We start from the raw sequence: 25,961 nt of genomic DNA on the forward strand, positions 1-25,961 counted from the left end.
TAAATTGTGATGCTTTACGAGCTTTTTTCAAGCCTGGTTTGGAAAGTATGAATTTCAGTTGGACTAAAAACAGCGTAATATCAAGACTTTTCTCCGCTTTTATAAAAGCGTTTTTCCAATCAAATTCAACTAATTTTATCTAAATGGTGTGGATTTTACCCCCAAAATTACAGAGAATGGAGCTGATAAACACTAAACGTTCACACCATTAGTTAAATGATTTTTTTCATCATTTTTCTTAGATGATAGAACTTCTAATTTATTTCTTATTCAAGCAAAAACAACCTGCTATAAGTAAGAAAGAGGAAGATACAAGAAAAACACGGCGTAAAAACCGATTCAGTTCATTGTCCTCAATCCTTGTCTGCCTCATTTTCTTTTACGAGATCGTTTTGTGAATCTTTTTCAGAGAGTTTTTGATCGATATACTTGTCAATGTTTTCGTAAAATTCCTTGGTCGCCTCACTATCTAATTTTGTCGAATTATGGACTTGATTGACTTTCAATTGAACAGATTCAATACCGTAAGAGGCTTGTTTTTGGCGAATGGTTTCTAATTCTTCTTCTGAAATCGGATCTCCAACAACCGTCAAGACCAATTCATTATTCCTTGACTTGTAGACTTGATTAATGACCGTATGATTAGCGAATTCTTTTCCTACAAACTGTTTGATCCCTTCTTTTCGCGCTTGATCCATCGTCAGAGTGACTGCTGAATAGCTGGCTGGAAGGATCAATAATACAATCAAGGATATCAACCCAATTTTCATTTTAATGTTTAGCTCATTAAATGAACTTAAGGGAGATTTTCTCATCAAAATTCTTGTTCCAACAATGTTGATTAGCATGATAAAGACACAGTTGATCAAGAAAAGATAGAGAGCTCCAAATAAGAATCGTACATTTCCATTAGCTAAACCATAACCTGCAGTGCAGATAGGTGGCATTAGAGCAGTTGCAATGGCTACTCCTGGCACGATATTGTTTGCTTCTTTTTTCCTTGAACCAATAAAACCTGCTATCCCACCAGCAATAGCAATGAGAACATCCCAAATGGTTGGAGATGTTCGTGCAATCAACTCGCTACTTGCATAAGATAAGGGAGAAATCCAGAAATATAGAGTCGATACAAGCAAACTGACCAATACTTGAGTAAATAAAACCTCTAGAGATTGCTTGATTAAACGCGTATCAAAAATAGCTAAACCAAACCCCAGTCCAACAATCGGTGTCATAAGAGGGGAAATCAGCATGGCTCCAATAATGACAGCTGTTGAATTCGTATTTAGACCTATAGAGGCAATAAAAATCGCACACATCAAAATCACTGTATCTCTTAATCGAACATGAAGGTCATCATATAGTTTCTCGCGGAATTCACGTGTTGAATAGTTTCTGGTCATTGGTTACTCCTTTTATTTCATATAATCTTGTTTCTGCATAGACGATGGTAGAGAGACCTCTGTCCAATCTTACATATTTTTAATTCTCACCTGTCATTCTTTTGAACATAATTTTTTAAATATCCATCAGTCCATCCTTGATATTATATCAAAAAGTTTACAGTCTTTCTCTGAAGAACTCAATCAATTTAAAAGATAGTGAAGGCAGAAATTTTTGTATCCTTATCCGAAGAAGAAAAACGATATCTCCTCTGAAAGTAGATACCGTTTTAATGTTTAAACATGATGAGTATGTAGCAGCAATCCTAGCTGATATCTCCAACAAATCCCGTGTTTCAAAATAATGCAAAAAGAAAAGATTGAGATGTCATGATCTCAATCTTTTTGCTTTGTCTTATTGGAAAGTCCAGCAATTGAGACTCCACATTTCTTCATAAGTTTGATATAATAAGAAGATAGAGATTGATAAGGAAAAGTAGCATTAGAAACAGGTATGTAAGATGAAAAAAATATTAGTAGTTGATGATGAAAAACCAATTTCAGATATTATCAAATTTAACATGGCAAAAGAAGGCTATGAGGTATTGACAGCCTTTGATGGTCGGGAAGCTTTAGAGGTCTTTGCGGCTGAAAATCCAGATATTATTATTCTAGATTTGATGTTGCCAGAGATTGATGGTTTGGAAGTGGCGCGTACGATTCGTAAGACCAGCAATGTGCCGATCATTGTCCTATCTGCTAAGGATACGGAATTTGATAAGGTCATCGGGCTTGAAATCGGTGCGGATGACTATGTCACCAAACCCTTCTCGAATCGGGAATTGCAAGCGCGTGTGAAAGCCTTGTTGCGTCGTTCTGAGTTTGCGGCTGATCCTCAGCTTGAAAATGAGGCCGATACGGAAATTGTCATTGGTGATCTTCACATTCTTCCAGATGCCTTCTTGGTTCAAAAAGGCAACAAAGAATTGGACTTGACCCATCGCGAATTTGAATTGCTCTATCACCTTGCGACCCATGTCGGTCAAGTGATGACCCGTGAACACCTTCTTGAGACGGTGTGGGGCTATGATTACTTTGGTGATGTTCGGACAGTGGACGTGACAGTTCGTCGTTTGCGTGAAAAAATCGAGGACACACCGGGACGTCCAGAATATATCTTGACCCGCCGTGGTGTTGGATATTATATGAGAAACAATGATTGATCAACTAAAACAATTTGTAATGTCGTCGAACTTTGTCTTTGTTCTGATTACGGTTGGGTTTATCATTGTGGTAGCCTTGCTTTTGCTAGAAAACCGTAGGGACAATATTAAGCTCAGACAATTAAACGCCAAAATTAAGGATTTGATTGCAGGGGACTATTCTGAAGTGGTCGACATGCAAGGGAGTCCAGAACTGACAGATATGACCAATAGTATCAATGATCTGTCTGAGGTTATTCGCCTGACGCATGAAAACTTGGAACAAGAAACCAAGCGTTTGACCAGTATCCTTTCTTACATGACAGATGGGGTGCTTGCGACCAACAGACGTGGTCAGATCATCATGGTCAATGAAATGGCCGCCAAGCAATTGAATGTCAATCCAGATGAGGTGCTCAATACCAGTATTCTGGATTTGCTTTCGCTTGGAGACGACTATGATCTGCGCAGCTTGATTACAGAAGTACCAGAGTTGACCATCGATTCCCAGGATGAAAATGGGGAATACTTAAGTCTTCGTGTGCGCTTTGCCTTGATTCGTCGCGAGTCAGGTTTTATCTCTGGTCTGGTAGCTGTCTTGCACGATACGACAGAGCAGGATAAGGAAGAGCGGGAACGTCGCCTTTTTGTCTCCAATGTGAGCCATGAATTGCGGACTCCCTTGACCAGTGTGAAATCCTATCTGGAAGCCCTAGATGATGGCGCTTTGTCAGAGCCGGTAGCACCAGATTTTGTCAAAGTTTCACTCAATGAAACCAACCGCATGATGCGCATGGTCACAGATCTATTGAGTCTTTCTCGAATCGATAATGAAACCAGTCAGTTGGACATCGAGTTGACCAACTTTACGGCCTTTATCACCTTTATTTTGAACCGCTTTGATAAGATCAAGAGTCAATCGCAAGAAGATACCAAGAAGTATGAACTGATCCGGGAATACCCGATCACTCCGATCTGGGTGGAAATTGATACGGATAAAATGACCCAGGTGATCGATAATATCTTGAACAATGCCATCAAGTACTCACCTGATGGTGGAAAAATTAAGGTAGGGATGAAAACGACAGATGCTCAGTTGATTATCTCTATCTCAGATGAGGGCTTGGGGATTCCCAAGAAAGACTTGCCACGTATTTTTGATCGCTTTTACCGAGTGGATAAGGCGCGTAGTCGGGCCCAAGGAGGGACTGGTCTGGGCTTAGCCATTGCTAAGGAGATCGTTAAGCAACACAAAGGCTTTATTTGGGCCAAGAGTGAATATGGCAAGGGATCTACTTTTACCATTGTCTTGCCGTACGACAAAGATGCTATTAAAGACGACTGGGATACAGAAGAGGAAGAATAAGGAGTCAATGACAGAAGAGGGATTTAAGTATAGTATTTTAGCTTCAGGTTCTAGTGGGAATTCTTTCTACCTTGAGACGCCAAAGAAAAAACTGCTTATTGATGCAGGATTATCAGGGAAAAAGATTACGGGACTATTGGCTGAAATTGATCGCAAACCAGAAGACTTAGACGCCATTTTGATTACGCATGAACACTCAGACCATATCCATGGTGTGGGTGTTTTAGCGCGGAAATATGGCATGGATCTATATGCTAATGAAGCAACTTGGAAGGCTATGGAAGGCACCAAGTATCTAGGGAAGGTCGATGATGCTCAAAAGCACATTTTTGAAATGGGAAAGACCAAGACATTTGGCGATATCGATATCGAAAGTTTTGGGGTCAGTCACGATGCTGCTGCCCCTCAATTCTATCGCTTTATGAAGGATGGCAAGAGCTTCGTCATGCTAACGGATACGGGCTATGTGAGTGATCGCTTGGCAGGTATCGTCGCGGATGCGGATGGCTATCTGATTGAGTCCAACCATGATGTAGAGATCCTTCGAGCAGGTTCGTATGCTTGGCGCTTGAAGCAGCGGATCTTGTCAGACCTAGGCCACCTTTCTAATGAAGATGGGGCAGATGCCATGATCCGGACCTTGGGAAATCGCACCAAGAAGATTTATCTGGGGCATTTGTCAAAAGAGAACAATATCAAAGAATTGGCCCATATGACCATGGAGAACCAACTGGCTCGAGCAGATCTAGCTGTCGGTCATGATTTTGAGGTTCTGGATACATCACCAGACACCGCGACCCCTTTGACGAAGATATAAGATGGAAAACCACCTGCGGGTGGTTTTTTATATGCCTATTTGAGGAAATCTACATCTAGTAATGAATTTGCTCTTTACCCAAAATTCGTGTATGATAGGAAAGAATGAATTCTGAGTGAGATTCATGAAAGTAGAGGAGAGATAATAAATGAAAAAAATGATGTTATTACTGGCTAGTTTGGTTGCTTTAACAGCTTGTAGTCAGTCTAAGCAAGTTACGAAAGAGTCGACTTCCAATCAAACGACGAAGGAAACAAAAGTATCAGAGTCTTCTAAAGAAGAAAAAGGTTTGAAATTTGTAGTAGCACCTCAGTATGAAGGTAAAACGTCTGAGCTAATTGAGTTAGGAAAAAAATTGGTCAAGGACCATCCTGAACTCGGAAGTGAAGGTAATATGGCGCTCTACTTCACGGGAGCTATTTCTGAAGAAAGAGCTGCACTCATGCTGGTCAATAAGACAGATGTAGATATCAAGAAAGATTTAAATTTTTCAATTACGTGGTCTTATGATGGCAAGACTATTTTTGAGAATCAAAAGGTTAGCTATTTCATCAAAGATAGTGGTGAATTACCCTCTTATACAGCAACTCTGATATTATTACCATTGAACGAGGAGCAAATGAAGATTGTCGATGGAATGTCAGACCCTTCTAAGATGATACTTCGAATGTCAGATGTGAATGCTGTAGAGTGATTACGAAAAAAGAAACATACAAAGGAGAAGTAAATGCGCCTTGTTTATCTTACGATTGGTTTTGTGTCTTTGGGATTAGGAATCATTGGGATTCCTTTGCCGATTTTACCGACGACTCCCTTTTTACTGCTATCGATGGCCTGCTTTGCTAAAAGTTCCAAACGCTTTGAAACTTGGCTTTACCAAACCAAGCTTTATCAAACCTATGTAGCGGATTACCGAGAGACCAAATCGATTGCCAAAGAACGGAAGAAATGGATCCTTCTTCAGATCTACATTCTGATGGGCATTTCCATCTATTTGGCACCGATTATTTGGGTGAAGCTTGCTTTAGGAGCTTTGACGATTTTTATCACCTTTTATCTCTTAAAAGTGATCCCCAATAAGCCTGAAAATCCTACAGAAGAACATCCTGAGTAAAAATAAAAAAATCAGGCCTTAGAACTAGGAAAAGAAGTGCGTTCGTGCTTCTTTTTGGCAATAAAAAAAGAGCCAAAAGAACGCAAGCCACGCAAAGCAAAGCGGTTCAGATAAGGCTCTGGTAGGTCGGGGCGAAAGCCCCTTACACCTACCATGATTATATCATATCGGTCAATAAAATGAAATATTTACCAATTTTCACAATCGTATTTTTTATATTTCTGCTGATTTTAAAAGACAGACGGAAATAAGAGGATGATTAAATGAGAGAACAAATAGAAAAGTTATTAAACAGCGAGATAAGCACAAGTGCAATTGCTAAAGGTGCTGGTGTTCCTTGGTCTACAGTGGCAGATGTTAGAAAAGGAAAAAGCAGTATGGATAAAATGGCCCTACTTACTGCCGAAAAATTGTATAACCTTGCTGAAGAGTTGGAGAAGAAAAATAATAAAGATATTTAACGAATGTTCGGAGAGTTCCAAGCATAGATAGATGCTGACCTCTGCAGTCGTGGAAGAAATAGAAAGAGATTATTCTATATTTCAAACCACTCAAACGAGTGGTTTTTTTGTTATAACGGCAATTATCGAGATTGTCTATTATAACGGATATCGGCTGACTACGTTATTGACTACGTTTTTATTTATTTGAGCAATATATGACCATGTCTAAAATACAGTAAAATCAACTAACCGCACTTAATGGATATCTAATGGTAATCGTTTTAAAATTTTGGTATACTTAAAGGTATGAATTTATTAGAAAGTAGGCTTCCCATGGAGAAATTACAAACCCTGTTATCGGAACGGTTTCAGATCGTTTTTTCAGATAGCAGTTTATTAGATACAGCTTTTACACACACCTCTTATGCCAATGAGCACCGCCTCTTAAAAATTTCACATAACGAACGTTTGGAATTTTTAGGAGACGCTGTTCTTCAATTAGTTATTTCCGAATATTTGTATAAGGAACACCCAAACAGACCGGAGGGAGATTTGTCCAAATTCCGTTCCATGATTGTCCGTGAAGAAAGTTTGGCTGGTTTTTCTCGGGATTGCCAATTTGACCGTTATATCAAACTAGGCAAAGGCGAAGAAAAATCTGGTGGTCGGGACCGCGATACGATTCTTGGCGATTTATTTGAAGCCTTTTTAGGTGCCTTGCTCTTAGATCAAGGTGTGGAAGCGGTCAAACGCTTCATCTATCAGGTCATGATTCCTAAGGTTGAAACGGGTCAATTTTCCCAAGTTATTGACTACAAGACTCGTTTGCAAGAACTGTTGCAGGTTCACGGGGATGTGGAGATCCAGTACCAAGTGGTAAATGAGTCTGGTCCCGCTCATGCAAAGGAGTTTGAAGTGGAAGTGTTCGTGAACGGCAAAACCCTAGGGCACGGTCATGGTCGTTCCAAGAAGTTAGCGGAGCAAGAAGCAGCCCGCAATGCAGTTGAAACGAGGAATGATGGGCCATGTATCTAAAAGAGATTGAAATCCAAGGCTTTAAATCCTTTGCGGATAAGACAAAAGTCGTGTTCGACAAGGGGGTTACTGCCGTTGTAGGGCCTAATGGATCTGGAAAATCAAATATCACGGAGAGCTTGCGGTGGGCCTTAGGGGAATCCAGTGTCAAGAGTCTACGTGGAGGCAAGATGCCCGATGTCATTTTTGCAGGGACAGAATCGCGTAAACCGCTGAATTATGCTTGTGTTACAGTTGTCTTAGATAACCAGGATGGTTTTATCCAACAGGCAGGAAAAGAAATTCGGGTCGAACGCCATATTTATCGTTCGGGAGACAGCGAGTACAAGATCGATGGTAAGAAAGTACGTCTCAGAGATGTGCATGATTTGTTCATGGATACGGGATTGGGACGGGATTCTTTCTCCATTATCTCCCAAGGTCGTGTAGAGGAAATCTTTAACTCCAAACCGGAAGAACGCCGGGCTATCTTTGAGGAAGCTGCTGGTGTCTTGAAATTTAAGACGAGGCGCAAGGAAACGGAGACCAAACTCAACCAAACCCAGGAGAATTTGGACCGTCTAGAGGACATCCTCTATGAATTAGAAGGACAGATCCAGCCTCTTGAAAAGCAAGCGACGGTTGCTCGTCGTTTCTTGGAATTAGACCAAGAACGCCAGGTTCTCTTACTGGACGTTTTGGTCGCTCAAGTCGATTTGACAAAGGATCTCTATGAAAAGGCTGATCAAGAAGAAAAAGCCATTCAAGAACAGTTGGCCTCTTATTACCAACGTCGTCAGATTTTAGAAGAAGACAATGTACGCATCAAGAAAGCCCGCCATCAGTTGGATGAAAGATTAGCTGAGGACCAGGCCAGCTTGCTAGAGGTCACTCGTTTGATTAGCGATTTGGAAAAGCAAATTGAAGTCGCTAAGTTGCAATCGAGTCAAGCAGCCCATAGTCGCAAGGAAAATCTAGAGCGACTGGATGCTGTTTTGGCCCGTCTGGAAGAAGCGAAAAAAGAGCTGTCTCAAAAACAAGAGACGCTAGCAACTCTTCAACAAAGACTGATAGAGAACCGTCAGCAACAAGAAGAGCTGGAAAAAGAATTAGCCAACTATGAAGAAGATCCGGAACAAGTCATTGAGCATCTACGTGAGCAGTATGTGGAGCTCTTACAGACAGAAGCCGAAAAATCTAATGAGCGGACAGCTATTGAGAGCCGGATCCAAGCACTCCTACAAGAATCTAGTCATCGTCAAGAGGACTTGATCAAGGCGCAATCCAATTTTGAAGCTGCCAAGGAAAAAGAAGTTCGACAATTGGAGGAGTTGGATCAGGCACAAGCGACGGTCAAAGGTCTATTAGCAGAATACCAAAATCAATTGGTAAAAGTGGAGCAGGCCAAAGCTGCCTACCAAGAGGCTCAAACGGCTATGTTTGACTTGATGGATGAGAGCAAAAACAAACGGGCGCGGATCAATAGTTTGGAAGCCATTCAGAAGAACCATAGTAACTTCTATGCAGGTGTCAAGAGTGTCTTGCAAGAAGCGGACCGTCTAGGAGGCATCTGTGGGGCTGTTAGTGAGAATTTGAGTTTTTCAAAAGACTACCAGACGGCGCTTGAAATTGCTCTGGGAGCTAGTAGCCAACAGATCATTGTCGAGGATGAAAAGGCCGCAACACGAGCGATTGACTACTTGAAACGCAATCGCTTAGGACGGGCAACCTTCCTTCCGCTAACGACGATCAAAGCCCGTCAACTCTCTCCTCGGAATCTGGAGTTGATTCAAACCAGTACAGGATTTTTAGGAATTGCGAGTGACTTGGTGACTTATGAAAATCGTTTTGAACAGATTTTCCAAAACTTGCTTGGGGTAACGGCCATCTTTGACACGACGGAGCATGCGCGTGAGGCGGCTCGTACAGTCAACTATCAAGTTCGGATCGTGACCCTAGATGGGACCGAATTGCGGACGGGTGGATCTTACGCCGGTGGTGCCAATCGTTCCCAAAATACAGTCTTTGTCAAACCAGAATTAGATAGTTTAAAACAGGAAATGCAAGCTCTGGATGCTCGTTTAAGAGAAGCAGAGCAGGAGGTAGAGACCAAGGACAATCTGCTTAAGCAAGCGCAAGAATACCTGGCTTCCATTCAAAGTCAGGGTGAGCAAGCGCGTCTGGAGCAACAGCGGGCCCAATTGGCCTACCAACAAAGCCAAGAGCAACTGAAAGAAATTCAGGAACTCTTAGAGGCTTTGAAGTCAGAATTGGCAACAGATGTGACCCAATCTCTACAAGAAGAGCAGGAGTCCCTTGCTGAGCAATTGGCAGCGATTGAGCTTCAAAAAGAAAATTTGAATCGCGACATTGAAACCATGAAGTCGGACAAAGATGTCCTGCAACAAAAAGTACAAAACCTGCAAGAGCAATTGGCAGAACTGCGACTCCAACAGACGGAATATAAAAGTCAACAAAGTTACGAGCAAACAGATGCTCGTCGTTTGGAAGAAACGATCACTCAGTTGGAAGTAGAAGAGCATCAGTTGCAATTGCTGATTGAACAAGGCGAGGCCCAAGTTCAGACAGTCGATGTAGAGCAGCTAGCCAACCAATTGACGCAGGCTCAAGCCAAGAAAACGGACTTGGAACAAGGGGTCATTCGGAAACGCTTTGAGCTGGATGATTTGGAAGGCCAGGCCGAAGATGTGGCAGAACAGATGGAACAAGCGCGCAAGAAAAACGAAGAGTGGATTCGTCAACAAGCCAAGGCTGAAGCGACACGTGAAAAGCATGCGGATCGCTTGAATAAGCTCTTAACGCAAATTACCGATGAATTCATGCAAAGCTTTGACCAAGCCAAAGAACAGGCTAAACCGGTTGAAAATCTTGCAGCAGCTGAAAACCAGCTTAAGAGCATCGAAAAAGACATTAAGGCACTTGGTCCAGTCAATGTGGATGCGATCGAGCAATACGATGAGGTGAAGGGACGCTTTGATTTCCTTTCTAGCCAGCGGGAGGATGTCTTGGCCGCGAAAAACATGCTTCTGTCTACCATCAACGACATGAATGACGAAGTCAAGGAACGCTTTAAATCGACCTTCGAAGCCATTCGTGAATCCTTTAAAGTCACTTTCCGTCAAATGTTTGGTGGGGGTTCTGCTGATTTGATTCTGACAGAGCCAGATCTGCTGACAGCTGGTGTTGAGATTTCTGTGCAGCCACCTGGTAAAAAGATCCAATCCTTAAACCTCATGAGTGGTGGAGAAAAAGCCTTATCAGCCTTGGCCCTCTTGTTCTCGATTATTCGTGTCAAGACCATTCCATTTGTCATTCTGGATGAGGTAGAGGCTGCCCTAGATGAGGCCAATGTCAAGCGCTTTGGGGATTATCTTAACCGCTTTGATAAGGAAAGCCAATTTATCGTCGTGACGCACCGGAAGGGAACCATGTCAGCTGCAGATTCCATCTATGGAGTGACCATGCAGGAATCTGGGGTTTCTAAAATCGTCTCAGTAAAATTGAAAGACATAGAAAATGAAGAATAATGATATTAAATTGATCGCTACGGACATGGATGGAACTTTTTTAAATGACCAACATCAGTACGATCAAGACCTTTTACGAAAGGTGTTAGCAGGCTGCAAAGAAAAAGGAATTTATTTTGCTGCTGCGAGTGGCCGTGCCCTCCTTTCGCTCAAATCCCTCTTTAAAGGGTTTGAAGACCAGATAATTTTCATTGCTGAAAATGGCAGCGTGGTGGAATTTCATGGAGAAGATCTCTACGAAGCGACCATGTCCAAAGACTTTTATTTGGGTGTTTTTGAGGCTTTGAAATCCTCCCCTTATGCAGATCCGAATAAATTGCTTTTGACTGGGAAAAAAGGGAGCTATGTCTTAGAAACAGTAGATCCCGACTATCTGGCCTTGAGTCAGCACTACAATGAAAACATTCAAAAAGTGAAAAGCCTAGCAGATATTCAGGATGAAATTTTCAAATTGACCACCAACTTTGATGCAGCTCTTGTACTTGAAGGTGAACAATGGGTCACTGAGAATATCCCAGGCGTCAAAGCGATGACGACAGGTTTTGAATCGATTGATATTGTCCTCGATTATGTCGATAAGGGAGTGGCGATTACTGCCTTAGCGGATAAACTAGGGATTTCGATGGATCAGGTGATGGCTTTTGGTGATAACCTAAATGACCTCCATATGATGCAAGTCGTGGGCCATCCTGTAGCGCCAGAAAATGCACGTCCTGAAATCTTAGCGATTGCTGAAACAGTCATCGGCCACCATGCGACGGGTTCTGTCCTACGCTACATGGAGGAAATTGTATGAGTCAGATTGCCTTGATTGCGCTGGATTTAGATGGGACCCTTCTCAATTCTGAAAAAAAGATCACTCCTCGCAATAGAGCAGCCCTCGCTGCTGCACAGGCCCAAGGTGTCAGGGTGGTTCTAACCACTGGTCGTCCCTTGAAAGCCATGGATTTTCTTTTGGAAGAATTGGGAACAGCAGGCCTCAAAGAAGAGTATACGATTACCTTCAACGGTGGTCTAGTACAGCGAAATAATGGAGAAATCCTCTCAAAAGTTGTCTTGGCACCAGAAGATGTCGCAACCATTCATGATGAAACAGCCCGTCTAGGACTTCCGCTGGATGCTATCAGTGAGGGAACGGTTTATGAGATTCATGCAGATCGAAAGTCTCTCTATTCCCTTTACAATCCCTACCTGAACTTTATTGAAACAGATTTTAAAGACCTGCCATCCACGATTTCCTACAACAAGTGTGTGACAGCAGTCGATCAAGACTTTTTAGATGCAGCGATCAAGCAGATCAAGCCGGACTTATTTCAAGACTATGAAATTTTTAAATCTCGGGAAATGTTGCTGGAATGGTGCCCTAAAAATGTTCATAAGGCAACGGGCTTAGCAGCTCTGGCTTCTATTTTGGGTCTTGAGGCAGATCAAGTCATGGCCTGTGGAGATGAAGCCAATGACCTGTCTATGATACAATGGGCTGGACTGGGGGTTGCCATGGGCAATGCGATTCCAGCAGTGAAGGAAGTTGCAACGCTTGTGGCCCCTGTGACCAATGACCAAGATGCCGTCGCATGGGCGATTGAAAATTATGTGCTAAAGGAGAGTGAATAAATGGGATTATTTGATCGTTTATTTGGAAAAAAAGAAGAAACTGAAAAAGTGCTTCCGTCTACTGAAGAAGTGACGGAAAGTAATGAGATTGAAGAAGTTGTCAAAGAGGAGCCGACGACGGCTGTCTCAAATGACAAGGAAGAGCAAAAAATCGCTGATATGGAGGCTTACTACCAAGAGCTTAAAGCGCGGATTGCAGCCACACATCAAACTGTTTCAACCGTCACTCAAGAAGAGCCATTAGAAGAACCTCTTGTTGAAGAAAATGTGACTTCAGAGACTCATGAAGACCAGGAACCAGAAGAGGAGTCTCCAGTGGCCTTTGAACCTGCTCAAACAGAAGCAAGTCCTCAAGAAGTTTCACCACTAGCTGATGAAACGGAGGAGATTGAGCCTCTTGAAGAAGTGAAAATTGAAGCGGAAGAAACTGAAGATGGTGAGGAAGCTGATGGGGCTAATGGTTCAGAAATGGAAGAAGAGTTACCAATTGTCTCTCCATCATCTGAAACTGAGCTAGTAGAAGGGAGCACGACAGAAGAGAAGGCTCCAGAACTAGTAGACGCTCAGGATGAGGTTTCAGAACCTGAAGTATCAGAAGCGATTGCTCAAGTGGAGGAAACTTCAGAAGTGGCAGAAGCTGAGTCCAGACTTCCTCAAGGAGAAGCAACATCAACCGTTGAGGAAAGAACTGTTGAAGAGGCAGAGGAGCCGATTCCAGACGAAGTTGAGCCTCAGCAAGAAACCATTCAGGAAAAATACGATCGTAGCTTGAAAAAGACACGAACTGGATTTGGAGCACGTCTCAATGCCTTCTTTGCCAATTTCCGTTCAGTCGATGAAGAATTCTTTGAAGAATTGGAAGAACTCTTGATCATGAGTGACGTTGGGGTTCAAGTGGCCTCTAATTTAACCGAAGAGTTGCGCTATGAAGCCCGTTTGGAAAATGCCAAAAAACCAGATGCTCTCAAGCGCGTGATCATCGAAAAATTGGTGGACTTGTATGAAAAGGATGGCCAATTTAATGAAGCTATTCGTTTTCAAGACGGTCTTACGGTCATGCTCTTTGTTGGGGTCAATGGAGTTGGTAAAACAACCTCTATCGGGAAGTTAGCCCACCGCTACAAACAAGAAGGCAAGAAAGTCATGTTGGTTGCAGCAGATACTTTCCGTGCAGGAGCAGTAGCTCAACTGGCAGAATGGGGACGCCGCGTAGATGTTCCAGTTGTGACAGGTCCTGAAAAATCAGATCCTGCTAGTGTCGTCTTTGATGGAATGGAACGTGCGATCGCTGAAAACATTGATGTTCTGATGATTGATACAGCTGGTCGTCTGCAAAACAAGGACAACCTCATGGCGGAGCTGGAAAAAATCGGTCGCATTATCAAGCGTGTGGTACCTGATGCACCGCATGAAACCTTGCTGGCCCTTGATGCATCGACTGGTCAAAATGCCTTGGTGCAAGCCAAAGAATTTTCAAAAATTACGCCTGTGACAGGAATTGTATTGACCAAGATCGATGGAACGGCTCGAGGTGGGGTCGTCCTTGCGATCCGTGAAGAGTTGGACATCCCAGTGAAGTTGATTGGATTCGGAGAAAAGATTGATGACATCGGACCATTCCATTCAGAAAACTTCATGAGAGGCCTCTTGGAAGGCTTGATTTAAGAGTCGAATAGAAAAAGACAAATTGTTGGAAGAACAATTTGTCTTTTTGTTTCCTTGCGCTATCAAAAAAACCACCCGAAGGTGGCTTTCCTTAATTCTTAGGTTCAGGTTTCCAAACCCATTCGGCTCCGTATTCTGCAAGGAGATCATCGGATGCAGTTGGTCCCATGGATCCAGACTTGTATTCATAGAGTGGTGCTCCATTTTCGGCCCATAGTTTTTCGATTCGGTCAATCAATTGCCATGAAGCACGAACTTCGTGCCAGTGGCTGTAATTGGTTGAGTCATTGTTCAAAACGTCAAAAATTAATTTTTCATAAGGCTCTGGGGAAGCTCCAGTTGCAGTCGCATCTGTTTCGTAATCAAAGGAAATCGGTGCGATGCTGAATGTTTCTCCGACCTCTTTCCCGTTGATGCTCAATGAGAAACCTTCGTTTGGTTGGATATAAATGGTCAAGACATTTGGTTGCAAGCTATGTCCAAAGATGGAGTCGGTTTGCTTGAAAACCACATTGACCATGGTTCCTTTTTGTGTCAAGCGTTTTCCGGTACGGAAGAAGAAAGGCACACCGCGGAAGCGATCGCTATCAACAAAGAACGCACCAGAAGCATAGGTCTCTGTAGTAGACTCAGGGTCGACATTCGGCTCACTGCGATAAGAGATATCTTTTTTCCCTTCGATCGTACCTGAATGGTATTGACCACGGATAAAGAATTTCTTTAGTTCCTCATCTGTCGGATTGTGCAATTGCTCAAAAACTTTAACTTTTTCAGCCCGAATCGCATCCTTGGTGAAGGTAGCTGGTTTATCCATGGCAAGCAATGACAAAAGCTGAAGGGTATGGTTTTGCACCATATCTCGAAGGGCTCCCGAGTGATCATAGTAGCCACCGCGTTCTTCAACTCCTAAGCGTTCAGCAAAGGTAATTTGGATATTGTCAATAAAATCTCGGTTCCATAGGTTATCAAAAATAAGATTTCCAAAACGAATGGCAAAGATATTTTGGATCATTTCTTTTCCAAGGTAATGGTCGATCCGGAAGATTTGTTCTTCATCAAAGGTTTCTTCCAATTCCTTGTTGAGCTGACTAGCTGTTTCCAGGTCTGTACCGAAAGGTTTTTCAACGATCAAGCGCTCAAAGCCTTGCCCATCCACAATGCCTTCTGATTTGAGGTGTTTGGCAATGGTTCCAAAAAATTGAGGAGCCATGGACAAGAAGAAGACCTTGTTGTGTTCCGTTTGGTATTTTTCATCCAAGCTGTTTTGCAATTCGCGCAGGGCGATGTAATGTTCGGTATCATTGACATCGTGGCTTTGGTAGTAGAAATGACTAGCGAATTCTTGAGCTTGTTGTGGGCTATCTGCCAGATCTGTGATGGATTCTACCACGACTGATTCAAAGTACTCCTTGCTCCATGGTCTGCGAGCTGTTCCGATAACCGCAAAGTGTTCAGATAGATTTCCTGATTTATAGAGTCTAAAAAGGGATGGGTAGAGTTTGCGCTTGGCTAAATCTCCACTGGCCCCGAAAATGGTTACAATAACTTTTGAAGACATTTAAGTACCTATTTCCTATTTTATTAACCATATTTTACCATAAAATCTACAAGATTTCTTTGATGGAATCGTTGTTCCGAATATTTTCCGCTTGGAATAGAGGCTTTGAGAGGAAAGTATAGAAAAAGCTAGAACCAATGTGGATTCTAGCTTCAATTGCTATAAGCTGTTTGGATCGACCACCGAAGAAACTTGGTGACTCCATCAGAATACGCGGTAGACATATGGATTATCCGGTTTTGTAATAGTCTGGCAATCACTAATGTGGAGGACAGGCAAGCTTTGCTTGAGCTGCTTGTGGTATTCAATGGACAAGGTTCCTTTCGCATGGATCCAAGTATTGTTTTCAAAATGCTGCGGAGCACCGGTTGTTAAAAGACCGTAGACACCTGAGTCTGCGATACAGTGGATGATCCCAAAGCGAAAGAGAAATTGACTGTCTTTGTTATTAGGATCATTGTAAACAAAACCGGTCAACTCGATGGTTTTTCCCGCAAATTGATCTGGATAATCATAAATGACCTCCATGACTTCCATATAATTCTCAGTGGTCACCTGGATCACCTTTTTATCAACATATTTCTTTGCTGCTTGCTTCATCTCTGACTCATAGGCTGACTTGGTAAAATAGCTACTAGTATCTGGTTTGAGATACTGGGTTGTTGTCCCTTCGTCCTGCTGAATTTCCTTGGAAGATCCAGCCGCAACCGGGAAGTGGTAGCCTTTGGCAGAAACTGTTTGGGAATCCAGTGTCACTGTAGGGAAAAATAGCCCGACAAACAAAGGAATACAGAGCAAGAAAATACTCGCCACTTTTGCCCAGAAGCCAGAGAGATGACTGTGGATCTTCATCTGCTTGACCCAGATGATCAGCTGCACAAGAGCTAAAACAAAGGACAAGAACATGGAAATATAAGCCAAGTAAGAATAGTGTAAGTTGATGTATTGATTGAGCTTACCAGATAATTGCAGGTACATGGTGAGCTCAAAATAGCCAGCTAATATCAAGAAACGAATCATAGTACTACCCCCACAAACCAAGCATAAAGGAGCACAACTCCACTCACAATCCCGATAAATTGCCAGATAAAACGGGTTTTGAGGTAATTTTTCATCATGAGGAGATTTTTGACATCAAGCATAGGCCCAATCACCAAAAAGGCAAGAACAGGCGCTACTCCAAAACTCGTCAGAAGAGAGGATCCAACAAAGGCGTCCGCCTCGCTACAAAGTGAGAGGAGAAAGGACAGGACCATGAGAAGGAGAATAGCAATAACTGGTGTCGCACTGATCGAAGTGAGGATCCGTGTTGGGACATAGACTTGGACGAGGCTTGCAAAAAGACAACCGAATACCAAGTAGCGTCCTGTATCAAAGAATTCATCAATTGCCTGCACCAAGACTTGAAAGAGCTTTTGACTTTTGCTTAAATCGCTAAAATCATGTTCATGCACAGGCTTGCGATGTTCTTTTTGGATCGAATCTGTTTGAATAAAGCCAAGGAAGATCCCTAGTACCGTTGCGACCAGTAGGGAACCCAGGGCGCGATAGAGGGCCATCTTAATGGAATTCCCAAAGGCTGAGTAGGTTGCAAAGAGAACGATGGGATTGATGACTGGTGCTGTCACCAAAAAGGGAACAGCAGTATAACTTGGAACTTTCTTTTCTAGAAAGCGATTGATAATGGGAACAATTCCGCATTCACAGGAAGGAAAGATAAAGCCGACAAAGCTCCCAAAGAAGATTCGCCCAGATTTATTTTTGGGAAGAAAACGGTAAACCTTCTCAGGTGTGACATAGACCTCAATCATCCCTGAAATGATGCTTCCGATTAGGACAAAGGGCAGGGCCTCGATGATAATCGAGAGAAAAATAGCCCCAGCCTGCAAGACGCTAGAGGGAAGGTGTTGAAAGAATGTCATTACTTAGCCTTCTTTGCTTCTTTAGTGGTAGCAGTTTCTGCCTTCTTTTTTTCTTCGGGGAATTCGACTTTCTTTTCTACATCCGGAAAACTCGCAAAATTTTCAAACATTTTATCAAGATCATCTGTTTTTGAGAATTTAATAGCCATTGTTGGGCCTCCTTTTTATTTTCTTTCATTATAACAAAAAGGAAAGAGCAAGGGGGAAATGGAGCATAAAAGGAAAGAACCATAGGGTCAAAATTATTCTATGGAAAATCCCTGAAACAGAGACTAGAACAGGCGATCTCACCCCTTGGTGGCAGCAAAATATGCTATAATAGAAGCTATGGATAAATATGAAAAAATAGCCCAAGAATTGGGTGTTAGCTTAAAACAAATCGATACTGTATTGAGTCTGACCGCAGAAGGCTCAACTATTCCTTTCATTGCCCGCTATCGAAAAGATATGACGGGAAATTTAGATGAAGTAGCGATCAAGGCCATTATTGACCGGGACAAATCGTTAACGGCTCTGGCTGAACGAAAGGAAACCGTCCTTGCTAAGATTGAGGAACAAGGCAAACTGACAGAGGCGCTCAAGCAGGCTATTGAAGCTGCTGAAAAATTAGCGGATGTCGAAGAGCTCTATCTCCCATATAAGGAAAAACGGCGGACCAAGGCGACGATTGCCCGAGAAGCAGGACTTTTCCCCTTGGCACGTCTCATTTTGCAAAATAGTCCAGACTTGGAAGCAGAGGCTCAGAAATTTACCTGTGAGGCCTTCCCAACTGAAACCGCAGCTTTAGCTGGTGCAGTAGATATTCTGGTAGAAGCTATTTCAGAGGATACCCAATTACGGGCCCTCACCTATCAAGAAATTCATGGGCATTCCCTCATGACGTCAACCTTGAAGGATGAAAGCTTAGATCCTAAGAGAACCTTTGAAATCTACTATGATTTTTCTGAGAAGATCAAGAATATGCAAGGCTACCGGACTCTAGCTCTCAATCGTGGGGAAAAATTGGGCGTTCTTAAAGTAGGATTCGAGCACCAACTGGATCGGATCATTCGTATTTTTGAGGCTCGTTTTAAAACTAAAAATGCCTATGTCGATGAAGTTATTCAACAAGCGGTTAAGAAAAAAATCGTTCCTGCGATTGAACGTCGGATTCGGACAGAGTTGACGGAGGTGGCAGAAGACGGAGCCATTCAATTGTTCTCTGAGAATCTACGGAATCTATTGCTCATTCCTCCATTAAAAGGGCGCGTGGTCCTTGGATTTGACCCAGCCTTTCGGACCGGTGCTAAACTAGCCGTTGTCGATGAGACAGGAAAGATGCTTGCCACCCAGGTCATCTATCCAGTTGCTCCTGCAAAACCAGCTCAGATCGAGCAGGCTAAAAAGGAACTGTCTTCCTTGATCAAGGAGTTCGGAGTAGAAATTATTGCGATTGGAAATGGAACCGCCAGCCGTGAAAGTGAGGCCTTTGTCGCAGAGGTGCTTCATGACCATCCAGGAGTTCGCTATGTTATTGTCAATGAAAGCGGAGCCTCTGTCTACTCAGCTAGTGAGTTGGCCCGTCATGAGTTCCCAGAGCTAACCGTTGAAAAACGCTCGGCCATCTCGATTGCCCGCCGCTTGCAAGATCCGCTAGCAGAATTGGTGAAAATCGATGCCAAATCCATCGGTGTCGGTCAATACCAACACGATGTCAATCAGAAAAAACTGACAGAAAGCTTGGATTTCGTGGTAGACACCGTGGTCAACCAAGTTGGGGTCAATATCAATACGGCTAGTCCCTCTCTCTTAGCGCATGTAGCAGGACTCAATAAGACCATCTCTGAAAATATCGTGAAATACCGGGAAGAAGAAGGAATGATTCTTTCACGAGCACAGATTAAAAAAGTGCCTCGCCTCGGCGCCAAGGCTTTCGAGCAGGCTGCTGGATTCTTACGCATTCCTGAAAGTAAAAACATCTTGGATAATACCGGCGTTCACCCTGAAAGTTATAAGGAAGTTGAAAAACTTTTTCAACTTCTTGAAATGACCGACCTCGATGCATCAGCTCAGGAAAAATTAAAAGCTGTGAACATAAAGGAGATGTCTACTCAGCTGGATCTGGGACCAGAAACTCTGAAAGATATCATTGCCGATCTCCTAAAACCAGGTCGCGATTTGCGGGATTCCTTTGATGCACCTGTGCTCCGTCAGGATGTCTTGGATATTAAAGACCTGCATATTGGCCAAAAATTAGAAGGGGTTGTGCGCAATGTGGTTGACTTTGGAGCCTTTGTCGATATTGGCATTCACGAAGATGGCTTGATTCATATCTCCCATATGAGCAAGCAGTTTATCAAGCATCCAAGCCAGGTCGTCTCAGTAGGTGATTTGGTTACCGTCTGGGTGAAGAAGATTGATGTGGAACGCGAAAAAGTCAATCTCAGTTTGGTAGCTCCGAATGAATCTGACTGAGTTTGTGCGTCAAGTATCCCTGGAAGATTTTGGGAGAGAATTCCGTCATCGAGCAGAGTGGAATTCACGTCTTCAAACTACTGGAGGTCGTTTCTTCCCCAAGGATCGACACCTTGATTTCAACCCTAAAATATACCAAGCTTTCGGGTTAGAGGTCTTTCGCAAAATCGTCCGCCACGAGCTCTGCCATTACCATCTTTACGATCAAGGTAAAGGCTATTGCCACAAAGATCTAGACTTTAAGCAACTCCTCCAGCAAGTGGACGGTCTTCGTTTCACACCTCCTCTACCAGATAGAGCTGGGCGAGTCAAGCGGATCTATCTCTATCAATGTCCCCGTTGTGGCCAAGAGTATAGACGAAAGCGAAAAATCGATCTGAAGAAATATGCCTGCGGTCGCTGTCACAGCCGCCTGCAATTCCTTGAAATGAGACAAGAGTAAGAATCGGTCTTTAGGCGGATCTCTTTCCAGTTCGACTCTGCTAAAATAGGTCTAACTAGAAAGAGGAAAATCAAATGACATCATCATTTTACAAATTAAAACGACATCGCCTGGTTTCAGGTGTGCTAGCTGGCTTAGCCGATAAATTTGGTCTTAGTGTAACTCTCCTACGCTTCTTGTTTATTCTTTTTACGGTTTCTCATGCCTTTATCGGTGTGATTATCTATTTACTGTTAGATACGACCTTGCCTTATAAGGACGAGGAGGAGCAGGAAATGTTTGACTATGGCCCTCGACCTCGTCGAAGAAAAGAGGCCGAACCCATCCATGATCAGAATGATAGTCCGTTCTTCTAAAAGGAGATTTGAGTGAAGCAGAAGTTCTATTCCCTTGCTTTTATTCTATATCTCTTCTTCAGTTTTATAGGACAGTTTTTCATTTTAAATCGTTTTTTTGGTGAAGGAGTTGGAACAGTTTTGATCGGAATGCTCCTTTTTCCACTGGGCATTTGGAATAGTCTCTTCTACCTCTTGTTTCTGCCAACAGAAATGGCTAGAAAGCCTCAAATTTATCGGTTTTCGATTTTATTTCTGCCGGTTTTGTATCTGATTTTCTCCTTGTTGGGGGGAGGACCTACCGCTTTTATGCTTGGCTTGATCGCATTTCCTTCAAATGCGGTGGTCTATGCGTTCTCTACCGGAATCAAATCTATGATCAAAGATTTCTTGCATGGCGAAGGCTAGAGCATTCTTCATATGTTCCCATCATTTTCTAGAGGTTGGAGACCTTTGTCTTGGCCTCTTTTTGCTTGCCTTAAAAAGGAGTTGAAAATGGATCTTTCAAATGACACTTCAGGCTCTCGTCTGAAGAGAAAATCTGCTATAATAGAGAGAGAATTTGAAAAGGGAGAATGATATGGCAGTTACTGTTCGCGATCTACAGGAAAAGCTTCGTCTAACGGTTGTTTATGGGGATGATAGCCTCTTAAGCAAGGAAATTACGACTGCGGACATTTCACGTCCAGGTCTTGAAATGACGGGCTATTTCGACTATTACACACCTGAGCGGATTCAGCTTGTAGGAATGAAAGAATGGTCCTACTTGGTAAAGATGAGCTCTCACAACCGTCATCAGGTCCTGCGAAAGATGTTCCAGCCAGAGACACCTGTCATCATTGTCGCGCGGAATTTAGAAATTCCAGAAGAAATGTTGCGAGCTGCTGAAGAGAAGCAACTAGCCATTTTGAAGAGCAATGTTGCAACTAGTCGTTTATCTGGAGAGCTTTCTAGCTATTTGGATAGTCGCCTAGCAGAACGTACGAGTGTACACGGTGTCTTGATGGATATTTATGGGATGGGTGTCTTGATCCAAGGAGATAGCGGAATCGGAAAAAGCGAGACAGGTCTGGAACTTGTCAAGCGGGGTCACCGCCTCGTAGCAGATGACCGAGTTGATATCTATGCGAGAGACGAGATGACCCTTTGGGGAGAGCCAGCTGAAATCCTACGCCACTTACTAGAGATCCGTGGTGTCGGGATTATCGATGTCATGAGTCTCTACGGCGCCAGTGCTGTCAAGGATTCTTCACAAGTCCAAATCGCCGTTTACTTGGAAAATTATGCTAAGGATCAAGTTTATGATCGTCTTGGTAATAATGCAGAAGAGTTGGAAATCGGTGGCGTGACCATTCCTCGGATTCGCATCCCTGTGAAGACTGGTCGGAATATTTCGGTCGTGATCGAAGCCGCAGCGATGAATGTTCGGGCCAAAGAAATGGGCTATGATGCTACCAAAACTTTTGAAGAACGTTTGTCCCAGTTGATTAGTCAAAATGAGGTGAAGGAATGAATCCAGTAGCCCTTCAATTAGGTCCGATCAGTATTCGTTGGTACGCGATTTGTATTGTCTCTGGTTTGATTCTAGCTGTTTATCTTTCTATGAAAGAAGCGCTCCGTAAAAAAATTGATCCAGATGCTATCATTGATTTCATTTTGATCGCCTTTCCGCTTGCGATTGTGGGGGCTAGACTCTATTACGTTATTTTCGAATGGGGTTACTATAGCCAGCACCTTGGTGAGATTTTCGCCATCTGGAACGGAGGAATCGCGATTTATGGTGGCCTCTTGACAGGTGCTCTTGTCCTCTATCTATTCTCTCGTAGACGCTTGATTGAGCCAATTGATTTCTTAGATATTGCGGCCCCAAGCGTCATGATTGCACAGAGTATTGGTCGCTGGGGAAACTTCTTTAACCAGGAAGCTTATGGAGCTGCTGTTAAAAGTCTCAACTACCTGCCCTCTTTTATTCGAGATCAAATGTATATAGATGGTAGTTACCGTCAGCCAACGTTCTTATATGAATCCAGTTGGAATCTGTTAGGATTTCTTTTGATCTTGATTCTTCGGAGGAAGCCCCAATTTTTGCGGCAAGGTGAGATCACAGCCTTTTACCTTATTTGGTATGGATTTGGTCGGATGATCATCGAAGGAATGCGGACGGATAGCCTGATGTTTGCGGGCTTACGTGTTTCCCAGTGGTTGTCGATGATCCTGATTCTCGTTGGATTCGCCATCATCATCTACCAACGTCGCAAAAAAGCCCCTTATTATGTAGAAACAAAGGAGTAACATATGTTTATTGAAATTGCCTACGGCCTCTTAGGCCTTGCCTTAGTAGCGCTTGTCATTTATATGATTTTTTTCCTCTCAAAGATTGGAAAAGTTGTAGATGAGACGCAAAAAACGATCCAAGTTTTGACATCAGATGTCAATGTCACCTTGCATCAGACCAATGATCTATTGGCAAAAGTCAATGTTTTAACGGATGATTTGAATCAAAAAGTTGCAACAATTGACCCACTCTTTACAGCCGTGGCGGATCTTTCAGAGTCTGTTTCAGATTTGAATGATCAAGCCCGTCAATTGAGTGTCAAAGCAGTGTCAGCTGGTGAAAAAACAGTGAAAGCCTCTATCGGATTAAAAGCGATTAAGATGGCTTCAAAATTATTTAAATAGAATCGAGGAAGAATATGGGACGTTTATCTAGTTTATTAATTGGTGTGATTTCAGGTGCTTCAGCAGCCTACTATTTATCAACAGAGCAAGGAAAGAAAGTCACTAAAAAAGTGGTGCGCTTCGTAAAAGATTATCAAGAAGATCCTCAAGAAGTACATGAATCGGTGAAACAAACTGCTAAGGATGTTTCAAAACAAGCAGCAGAAGTGATCCAACAAACCAAAGAAAAAGTTGGTTCTGGAGAAATTACGACAGGAACTGTTTTGGAGTCTGTCAAAGAAAAGACGCAAGATGTGGTTGAAAAATCTCAAGAAGTCTATCACTCATTTAAGGATAAACTTCAAAAAGAAAATCTAAGTGGCAATGACTTGGTTCAGTCCATTCGCAAACAAACAGAATCAGAAGACATCGTGTTAGACTTGGATGAAAAAGATTCTGAAGAAGCAGCTGAAGAAGATACAAAAGAAGCATAAAAAAAAAGAGGCTCACTGAGCCTCTTTTCAGATTGAAGACAAAATCATCTTAGAAACTTTCCTTAAGTGATTACGGACGTTAGGTGAAATTATCCAGTGGATGATTTCAGCAATCCAGGAAGTTCCATGACTTATCAAAGATACAAAGGGCGCTCGCGGATAAAGTCAAAATAGGAAGTTTGACGCAGAAACTTTTGATTCTAGGAAAACTTATCTTTTTGACACAATCCGCAGCCCGTGTTCAATTAGTTTTGAGCCCCTTCGCTTTTTGATTTTTAGGCTCAGGCTAAAAAAGTTCCCTGACCTGTTTTACTTTCAAAACTCCCGAGTGCCTGAAACAATTATGTTTCAGGCACTTTTCTCACGGCGGAAAGTTTCAGTAGATGATTGAATAACTTTAACTCATAAAAAGTTTTTATTCTTATAGAATTTCTAGGAAGTCTTTGAATTATTAAATACTATACCAAGTTTTTCTGAGTTACATGAAAAGTCTAACTTAATTTGACAACTTAGGAATTAAAAAAAATTCGAGTAAAATAAAAAAATCAGGCGAAACTGATTTTTATTTTTTTCGTTTATTGTAGTAAATTCGGAATCCTTGAATACTAGCAAAGCTAGAACCAATCGCTAAGGCAAACGCAAAGAAGGTATTCATTTTTGTTGCTAAAAAGATAAAACTAAATACAACCGTCAACACACAGAAAACAGCGATATTTAAAAAATATAGCAATTCACTTAATTGAGGCGCGGGTTCAACTTCAGGAGCATAGTCCTGAACAGGGGATTCTTGGGTTTGTTTGGTTAATTCGATATAATCGAATTTTTCATCATAGTGTCTTAAATTTCTTACGGGCATTTTCTCTCTCCTAACAGTACTCTATTATTCTATCATGAATTCAGCTATATAAATGTTACAAAAATGTTACAAATTTTACAAAATGAATAAATTTCTCTAGAATATCGGAATTTTTGTTATAATGGTTCTATGAAAAATATTATTATTACAGCAACAGCAGAGAGTGTTGAGCAAGCGCAAGCCCTGATTGATGCAGGGGTTGACCGAATCTATGTCGGTGAAAAAGATTACGGATTACGATTGCCTCAAACTTTAAGCTATGACGAAATAAATCGAATTGCCCAACTGGTCCATGCTGCTGACAAAGAATTGACAGTAGCTGTAAATGCACTCATGCACCAATCGATGATGGATTCAATCAAGCCTTTCCTAGATTTTCTAAAGGAAATTCAGGCTGATTATATTACTGTCGGAGATGCGGGCGTTTTTTATGTCTTGAAACGAGATGGCTATCCATTCAAAACGATTTACGATGCCTCAACCATGGTCACTTCTAGCCGCCAGATCAATTTCTGGGGAAAACAGGCAGGGGCTTCTGAAGCTGTTTTGGCTCGTGAGATTCCGTCTGCCGAATTATTCGTAATGGCTGAGAATCTTCAGATTCCAGCAGAAGTCTTGGTCTATGGCGCTAGCATTATTCACCATTCGAAACGACCGCTTCTTCAGAACTATTACAACTTTATCAAGACAGAAGAGTCTGTGACCAAAGATCGGGATCTGTTCTTGGCCGAGCCAGGAGATCCAAATTCTCATTATTCGGTCTATGAAGACAAACATGGAACCCATATCTTCTCAAATAATGACTTGAATATGATGACCAAATTGTCTGAGTTGGTAGAACATGGCTTTGATCATTGGAAACTCGATGGTGTCTACTGTCCGGGTGATAACTTTGTCAAGATTACAGAGTACTTTATCAAGGCGCGTGATTTGATTCAAAAAGGAACATTTACACAGGATCAGGCCTATCTGTTTGATGAAGAAATCCGCAAATTACATCCAGCTAATCGTGGTTTGGATACTGGTTTCTATGATTATGAACCAGATCGTGTAAAATAACAAATAATATTAGGGCTT

General features: G+C 42.4%; 26 protein-coding genes. 20 read left to right on the forward strand and 6 right to left on the reverse strand.

Annotated features, from left to right (window positions below):
* Positions 1-353 precede the first annotated feature (353 nt).
* Complete coding sequence (locus QM870_RS04140; RefSeq protein ID WP_023023923.1) at positions 354-1,403, reverse strand: DUF389 domain-containing protein; 1,050 nt, start codon at positions 1,401-1,403, stop codon at positions 354-356.
* Positions 1,404-1,903: 500 nt separating this feature from the next.
* On the opposite strand from QM870_RS04140, the gene yycF reads away from it, so the two are divergent.
* From yycF to ftsY, 11 genes are all read left to right on the forward strand, one after another.
* Positions 1,904-2,605: a response regulator YycF gene (gene yycF, locus QM870_RS04145; RefSeq protein ID WP_003008151.1), complete on the forward strand. Its 702-nt coding sequence runs from the start codon at positions 1,904-1,906 to the stop codon at positions 2,603-2,605.
* Complete coding sequence (gene vicK / locus QM870_RS04150) at positions 2,598-3,950, forward strand: cell wall metabolism sensor histidine kinase VicK (protein WP_031573918.1); 1,353 nt, start codon at positions 2,598-2,600, stop codon at positions 3,948-3,950. Before yycF ends, vicK begins: the two co-directional genes overlap by 8 nt.
* Positions 3,951-3,957: 7 nt before the next feature.
* The gene (locus tag QM870_RS04155; RefSeq protein ID WP_023918725.1) at positions 3,958-4,767 is read left to right on the forward strand and encodes an MBL fold metallo-hydrolase; all 810 of its coding nucleotides are present in this window, start codon (positions 3,958-3,960) and stop codon (positions 4,765-4,767) included.
* Between the two features lie 148 nt (positions 4,768-4,915).
* The gene (locus QM870_RS04160) at positions 4,916-5,461 is read left to right on the forward strand and encodes a putative periplasmic lipoprotein (protein ID WP_414368729.1); all 546 of its coding nucleotides are present in this window, start codon (positions 4,916-4,918) and stop codon (positions 5,459-5,461) included.
* 33 nt (positions 5,462-5,494) lie between these two features.
* A complete protein-coding gene (locus QM870_RS04165; protein ID WP_201088065.1) occupies positions 5,495-5,881 on the forward strand; it encodes a YbaN family protein in 387 nt (128 codons plus the stop codon).
* 263 nt (positions 5,882-6,144) lie between these two features.
* Entirely contained in the window at positions 6,145-6,342 is a 198-nt protein-coding gene (locus QM870_RS04170; protein ID WP_201088064.1) for a DNA-binding protein, read from the forward strand.
* A 315-nt stretch (positions 6,343-6,657) separates the two neighbouring features.
* On the forward strand, positions 6,658-7,359 hold the full coding sequence (gene rnc / locus QM870_RS04175; protein WP_155167501.1) for a ribonuclease III: 702 nt from the start codon (positions 6,658-6,660) through the stop codon (positions 7,357-7,359).
* Positions 7,350-10,886 carry a chromosome segregation protein SMC gene (smc, locus tag QM870_RS04180; RefSeq protein ID WP_414368731.1) on the forward strand — a complete coding sequence of 1,179 codons (3,537 nt, stop codon included), beginning with the start codon at positions 7,350-7,352 and terminating at the stop codon, positions 10,884-10,886. Before rnc ends, smc begins: the two co-directional genes overlap by 10 nt.
* Positions 10,876-11,682: a Cof-type HAD-IIB family hydrolase gene (locus tag QM870_RS04185; protein WP_195529709.1), complete on the forward strand. Its 807-nt coding sequence runs from the start codon at positions 10,876-10,878 to the stop codon at positions 11,680-11,682. The genes smc and QM870_RS04185 overlap by 11 nt, the downstream gene beginning before the upstream one ends.
* The gene (locus tag QM870_RS04190) at positions 11,679-12,500 is read left to right on the forward strand and encodes a Cof-type HAD-IIB family hydrolase (protein ID WP_195529710.1); all 822 of its coding nucleotides are present in this window, start codon (positions 11,679-11,681) and stop codon (positions 12,498-12,500) included. Before QM870_RS04185 ends, QM870_RS04190 begins: the two co-directional genes overlap by 4 nt.
* Positions 12,501-14,165, forward strand: a complete 1,665-nt coding sequence (gene ftsY / locus QM870_RS04195) for a signal recognition particle-docking protein FtsY (protein ID WP_414368736.1) — start codon at positions 12,501-12,503, stop codon at positions 14,163-14,165.
* Between the two features lie 91 nt (positions 14,166-14,256).
* Here ftsY and zwf read toward each other — a convergent pair whose 3' ends face one another.
* From zwf to QM870_RS04215, 4 genes are all read right to left on the reverse strand, one after another.
* On the reverse strand, positions 14,257-15,723 hold the full coding sequence (gene zwf, locus QM870_RS04200; protein ID WP_298615077.1) for a glucose-6-phosphate dehydrogenase: 1,467 nt from the start codon (positions 15,721-15,723) through the stop codon (positions 14,257-14,259).
* Between the two features lie 204 nt (positions 15,724-15,927).
* Entirely contained in the window at positions 15,928-16,743 is an 816-nt protein-coding gene (locus QM870_RS04205) for a TIGR03943 family putative permease subunit (RefSeq protein WP_049499476.1), read from the reverse strand.
* Positions 16,740-17,645 (reverse strand): permease, encoded by a 906-nt coding sequence (locus QM870_RS04210; RefSeq protein ID WP_414368738.1) that lies wholly within the window; start codon positions 17,643-17,645, stop codon positions 16,740-16,742. Before QM870_RS04210 ends, QM870_RS04205 begins: the two co-directional genes overlap by 4 nt.
* Entirely contained in the window at positions 17,645-17,794 is a 150-nt protein-coding gene (locus QM870_RS04215) for an SPJ_0845 family protein (RefSeq protein ID WP_003005705.1), read from the reverse strand. Before QM870_RS04215 ends, QM870_RS04210 begins: the two co-directional genes overlap by 1 nt.
* A gap of 178 nt (positions 17,795-17,972) precedes the next feature.
* Here QM870_RS04215 and QM870_RS04220 point away from each other — a divergent pair, with 178 nt between their 5' ends.
* The 8 genes from QM870_RS04220 to QM870_RS04255 all read left to right on the forward strand — a co-directional run bounded on the left by QM870_RS04220 (position 17,973) and on the right by QM870_RS04255 (position 24,028).
* Positions 17,973-20,099 carry a Tex family protein gene (locus QM870_RS04220; protein ID WP_414368739.1) on the forward strand — a complete coding sequence of 709 codons (2,127 nt, stop codon included), beginning with the start codon at positions 17,973-17,975 and terminating at the stop codon, positions 20,097-20,099.
* Entirely contained in the window at positions 20,086-20,541 is a 456-nt protein-coding gene (locus QM870_RS04225) for a SprT family protein (RefSeq protein ID WP_414324984.1), read from the forward strand. Before QM870_RS04220 ends, QM870_RS04225 begins: the two co-directional genes overlap by 14 nt.
* 74 nt (positions 20,542-20,615) lie before the next feature.
* Positions 20,616-20,897, forward strand: a complete 282-nt coding sequence (locus QM870_RS04230) for a PspC domain-containing protein (protein ID WP_003005023.1) — start codon at positions 20,616-20,618, stop codon at positions 20,895-20,897.
* A 12-nt stretch (positions 20,898-20,909) separates the two neighbouring features.
* Positions 20,910-21,284 carry a hypothetical protein gene (locus QM870_RS04235; RefSeq protein ID WP_241672615.1) on the forward strand — a complete coding sequence of 125 codons (375 nt, stop codon included), beginning with the start codon at positions 20,910-20,912 and terminating at the stop codon, positions 21,282-21,284.
* 172 nt (positions 21,285-21,456) lie between these two features.
* Positions 21,457-22,389, forward strand: coding sequence for an HPr(Ser) kinase/phosphatase (gene hprK, locus QM870_RS04240; RefSeq protein ID WP_155128070.1), 933 nt, complete (start codon positions 21,457-21,459; stop codon positions 22,387-22,389).
* A complete protein-coding gene (gene lgt, locus QM870_RS04245) occupies positions 22,386-23,168 on the forward strand; it encodes a prolipoprotein diacylglyceryl transferase (RefSeq protein WP_414368742.1) in 783 nt (260 codons plus the stop codon). The genes hprK and lgt overlap by 4 nt, the downstream gene beginning before the upstream one ends.
* Before the next feature lie 3 nt (positions 23,169-23,171).
* Complete coding sequence (locus QM870_RS04250; protein ID WP_003008109.1) at positions 23,172-23,555, forward strand: DUF948 domain-containing protein; 384 nt, start codon at positions 23,172-23,174, stop codon at positions 23,553-23,555.
* A 14-nt stretch (positions 23,556-23,569) separates the two neighbouring features.
* Positions 23,570-24,028: a YtxH domain-containing protein gene (locus tag QM870_RS04255; protein WP_049490959.1), complete on the forward strand. Its 459-nt coding sequence runs from the start codon at positions 23,570-23,572 to the stop codon at positions 24,026-24,028.
* Positions 24,029-24,590: 562 nt separating this feature from the next.
* Here the strand turns inward: QM870_RS04255 and QM870_RS04260 are convergent.
* Complete coding sequence (locus QM870_RS04260) at positions 24,591-24,884, reverse strand: DUF3270 family protein (RefSeq protein ID WP_049490960.1); 294 nt, start codon at positions 24,882-24,884, stop codon at positions 24,591-24,593.
* Positions 24,885-25,013: 129 nt separating this feature from the next.
* Here QM870_RS04260 and QM870_RS04265 point away from each other — a divergent pair, with 129 nt between their 5' ends.
* Positions 25,014-25,943 carry a peptidase U32 family protein gene (locus QM870_RS04265; protein WP_414368744.1) on the forward strand — a complete coding sequence of 310 codons (930 nt, stop codon included), beginning with the start codon at positions 25,014-25,016 and terminating at the stop codon, positions 25,941-25,943.
* Positions 25,944-25,961: the final 18 nt, after the last annotated feature.

Origin of the sequence: Streptococcus parasanguinis (assembly GCF_047463195.1) — a bacterium.
In the GTDB taxonomy this organism is placed as follows: Bacteria; Bacillota; Bacilli; order Lactobacillales; family Streptococcaceae; genus Streptococcus; species Streptococcus parasanguinis_R.

Excerpts from the sequence above, each read along its gene's own strand:
- QM870_RS04170 (WP_201088064.1), top strand. The coding sequence starts at position 6,145 with ATGAGAGAACAAATAGAAAAGTTATTAAACAGCGAGATAAGCACAAGT.
- vicK (WP_031573918.1), top strand. The coding sequence starts at position 2,598 with ATGATTGATCAACTAAAACAATTTGTAATGTCGTCGAACTTTGTCTTT.
- rnc (WP_155167501.1), top strand. The coding sequence starts at position 6,658 with ATGGAGAAATTACAAACCCTGTTATCGGAACGGTTTCAGATCGTTTTT.
- QM870_RS04160 (WP_414368729.1), top strand. The coding sequence starts at position 4,916 with ATGAAAAAAATGATGTTATTACTGGCTAGTTTGGTTGCTTTAACAGCT.
- lgt (WP_414368742.1), top strand. The coding sequence starts at position 22,386 with ATGAATCCAGTAGCCCTTCAATTAGGTCCGATCAGTATTCGTTGGTAC.
- QM870_RS04210 (WP_414368738.1), bottom strand. The coding sequence starts at position 17,645 with ATGACATTCTTTCAACACCTTCCCTCTAGCGTCTTGCAGGCTGGGGCT.
- QM870_RS04215 (WP_003005705.1), bottom strand. The coding sequence starts at position 17,794 with ATGGCTATTAAATTCTCAAAAACAGATGATCTTGATAAAATGTTTGAA.
- hprK (WP_155128070.1), top strand. The coding sequence starts at position 21,457 with ATGGCAGTTACTGTTCGCGATCTACAGGAAAAGCTTCGTCTAACGGTT.
- QM870_RS04260 (WP_049490960.1), bottom strand. The coding sequence starts at position 24,884 with ATGCCCGTAAGAAATTTAAGACACTATGATGAAAAATTCGATTATATC.
- QM870_RS04190 (WP_195529710.1), top strand. The coding sequence starts at position 11,679 with ATGAGTCAGATTGCCTTGATTGCGCTGGATTTAGATGGGACCCTTCTC.
- QM870_RS04250 (WP_003008109.1), top strand. The coding sequence starts at position 23,172 with ATGTTTATTGAAATTGCCTACGGCCTCTTAGGCCTTGCCTTAGTAGCG.
- QM870_RS04225 (WP_414324984.1), top strand. The coding sequence starts at position 20,086 with ATGAATCTGACTGAGTTTGTGCGTCAAGTATCCCTGGAAGATTTTGGG.
- QM870_RS04265 (WP_414368744.1), top strand. The coding sequence starts at position 25,014 with ATGAAAAATATTATTATTACAGCAACAGCAGAGAGTGTTGAGCAAGCG.
- yycF (WP_003008151.1), top strand. The coding sequence starts at position 1,904 with ATGAAAAAAATATTAGTAGTTGATGATGAAAAACCAATTTCAGATATT.
- smc (WP_414368731.1), top strand. The coding sequence starts at position 7,350 with ATGTATCTAAAAGAGATTGAAATCCAAGGCTTTAAATCCTTTGCGGAT.
- QM870_RS04220 (WP_414368739.1), top strand. The coding sequence starts at position 17,973 with ATGGATAAATATGAAAAAATAGCCCAAGAATTGGGTGTTAGCTTAAAA.
- QM870_RS04155 (WP_023918725.1), top strand. The coding sequence starts at position 3,958 with ATGACAGAAGAGGGATTTAAGTATAGTATTTTAGCTTCAGGTTCTAGT.
- ftsY (WP_414368736.1), top strand. The coding sequence starts at position 12,501 with ATGGGATTATTTGATCGTTTATTTGGAAAAAAAGAAGAAACTGAAAAA.
- QM870_RS04185 (WP_195529709.1), top strand. The coding sequence starts at position 10,876 with ATGAAGAATAATGATATTAAATTGATCGCTACGGACATGGATGGAACT.
- QM870_RS04255 (WP_049490959.1), top strand. The coding sequence starts at position 23,570 with ATGGGACGTTTATCTAGTTTATTAATTGGTGTGATTTCAGGTGCTTCA.
- QM870_RS04140 (WP_023023923.1), bottom strand. The coding sequence starts at position 1,403 with ATGACCAGAAACTATTCAACACGTGAATTCCGCGAGAAACTATATGAT.
- QM870_RS04165 (WP_201088065.1), top strand. The coding sequence starts at position 5,495 with ATGCGCCTTGTTTATCTTACGATTGGTTTTGTGTCTTTGGGATTAGGA.
- zwf (WP_298615077.1), bottom strand. The coding sequence starts at position 15,723 with ATGTCTTCAAAAGTTATTGTAACCATTTTCGGGGCCAGTGGAGATTTA.
- QM870_RS04205 (WP_049499476.1), bottom strand. The coding sequence starts at position 16,743 with ATGATTCGTTTCTTGATATTAGCTGGCTATTTTGAGCTCACCATGTAC.
- QM870_RS04230 (WP_003005023.1), top strand. The coding sequence starts at position 20,616 with ATGACATCATCATTTTACAAATTAAAACGACATCGCCTGGTTTCAGGT.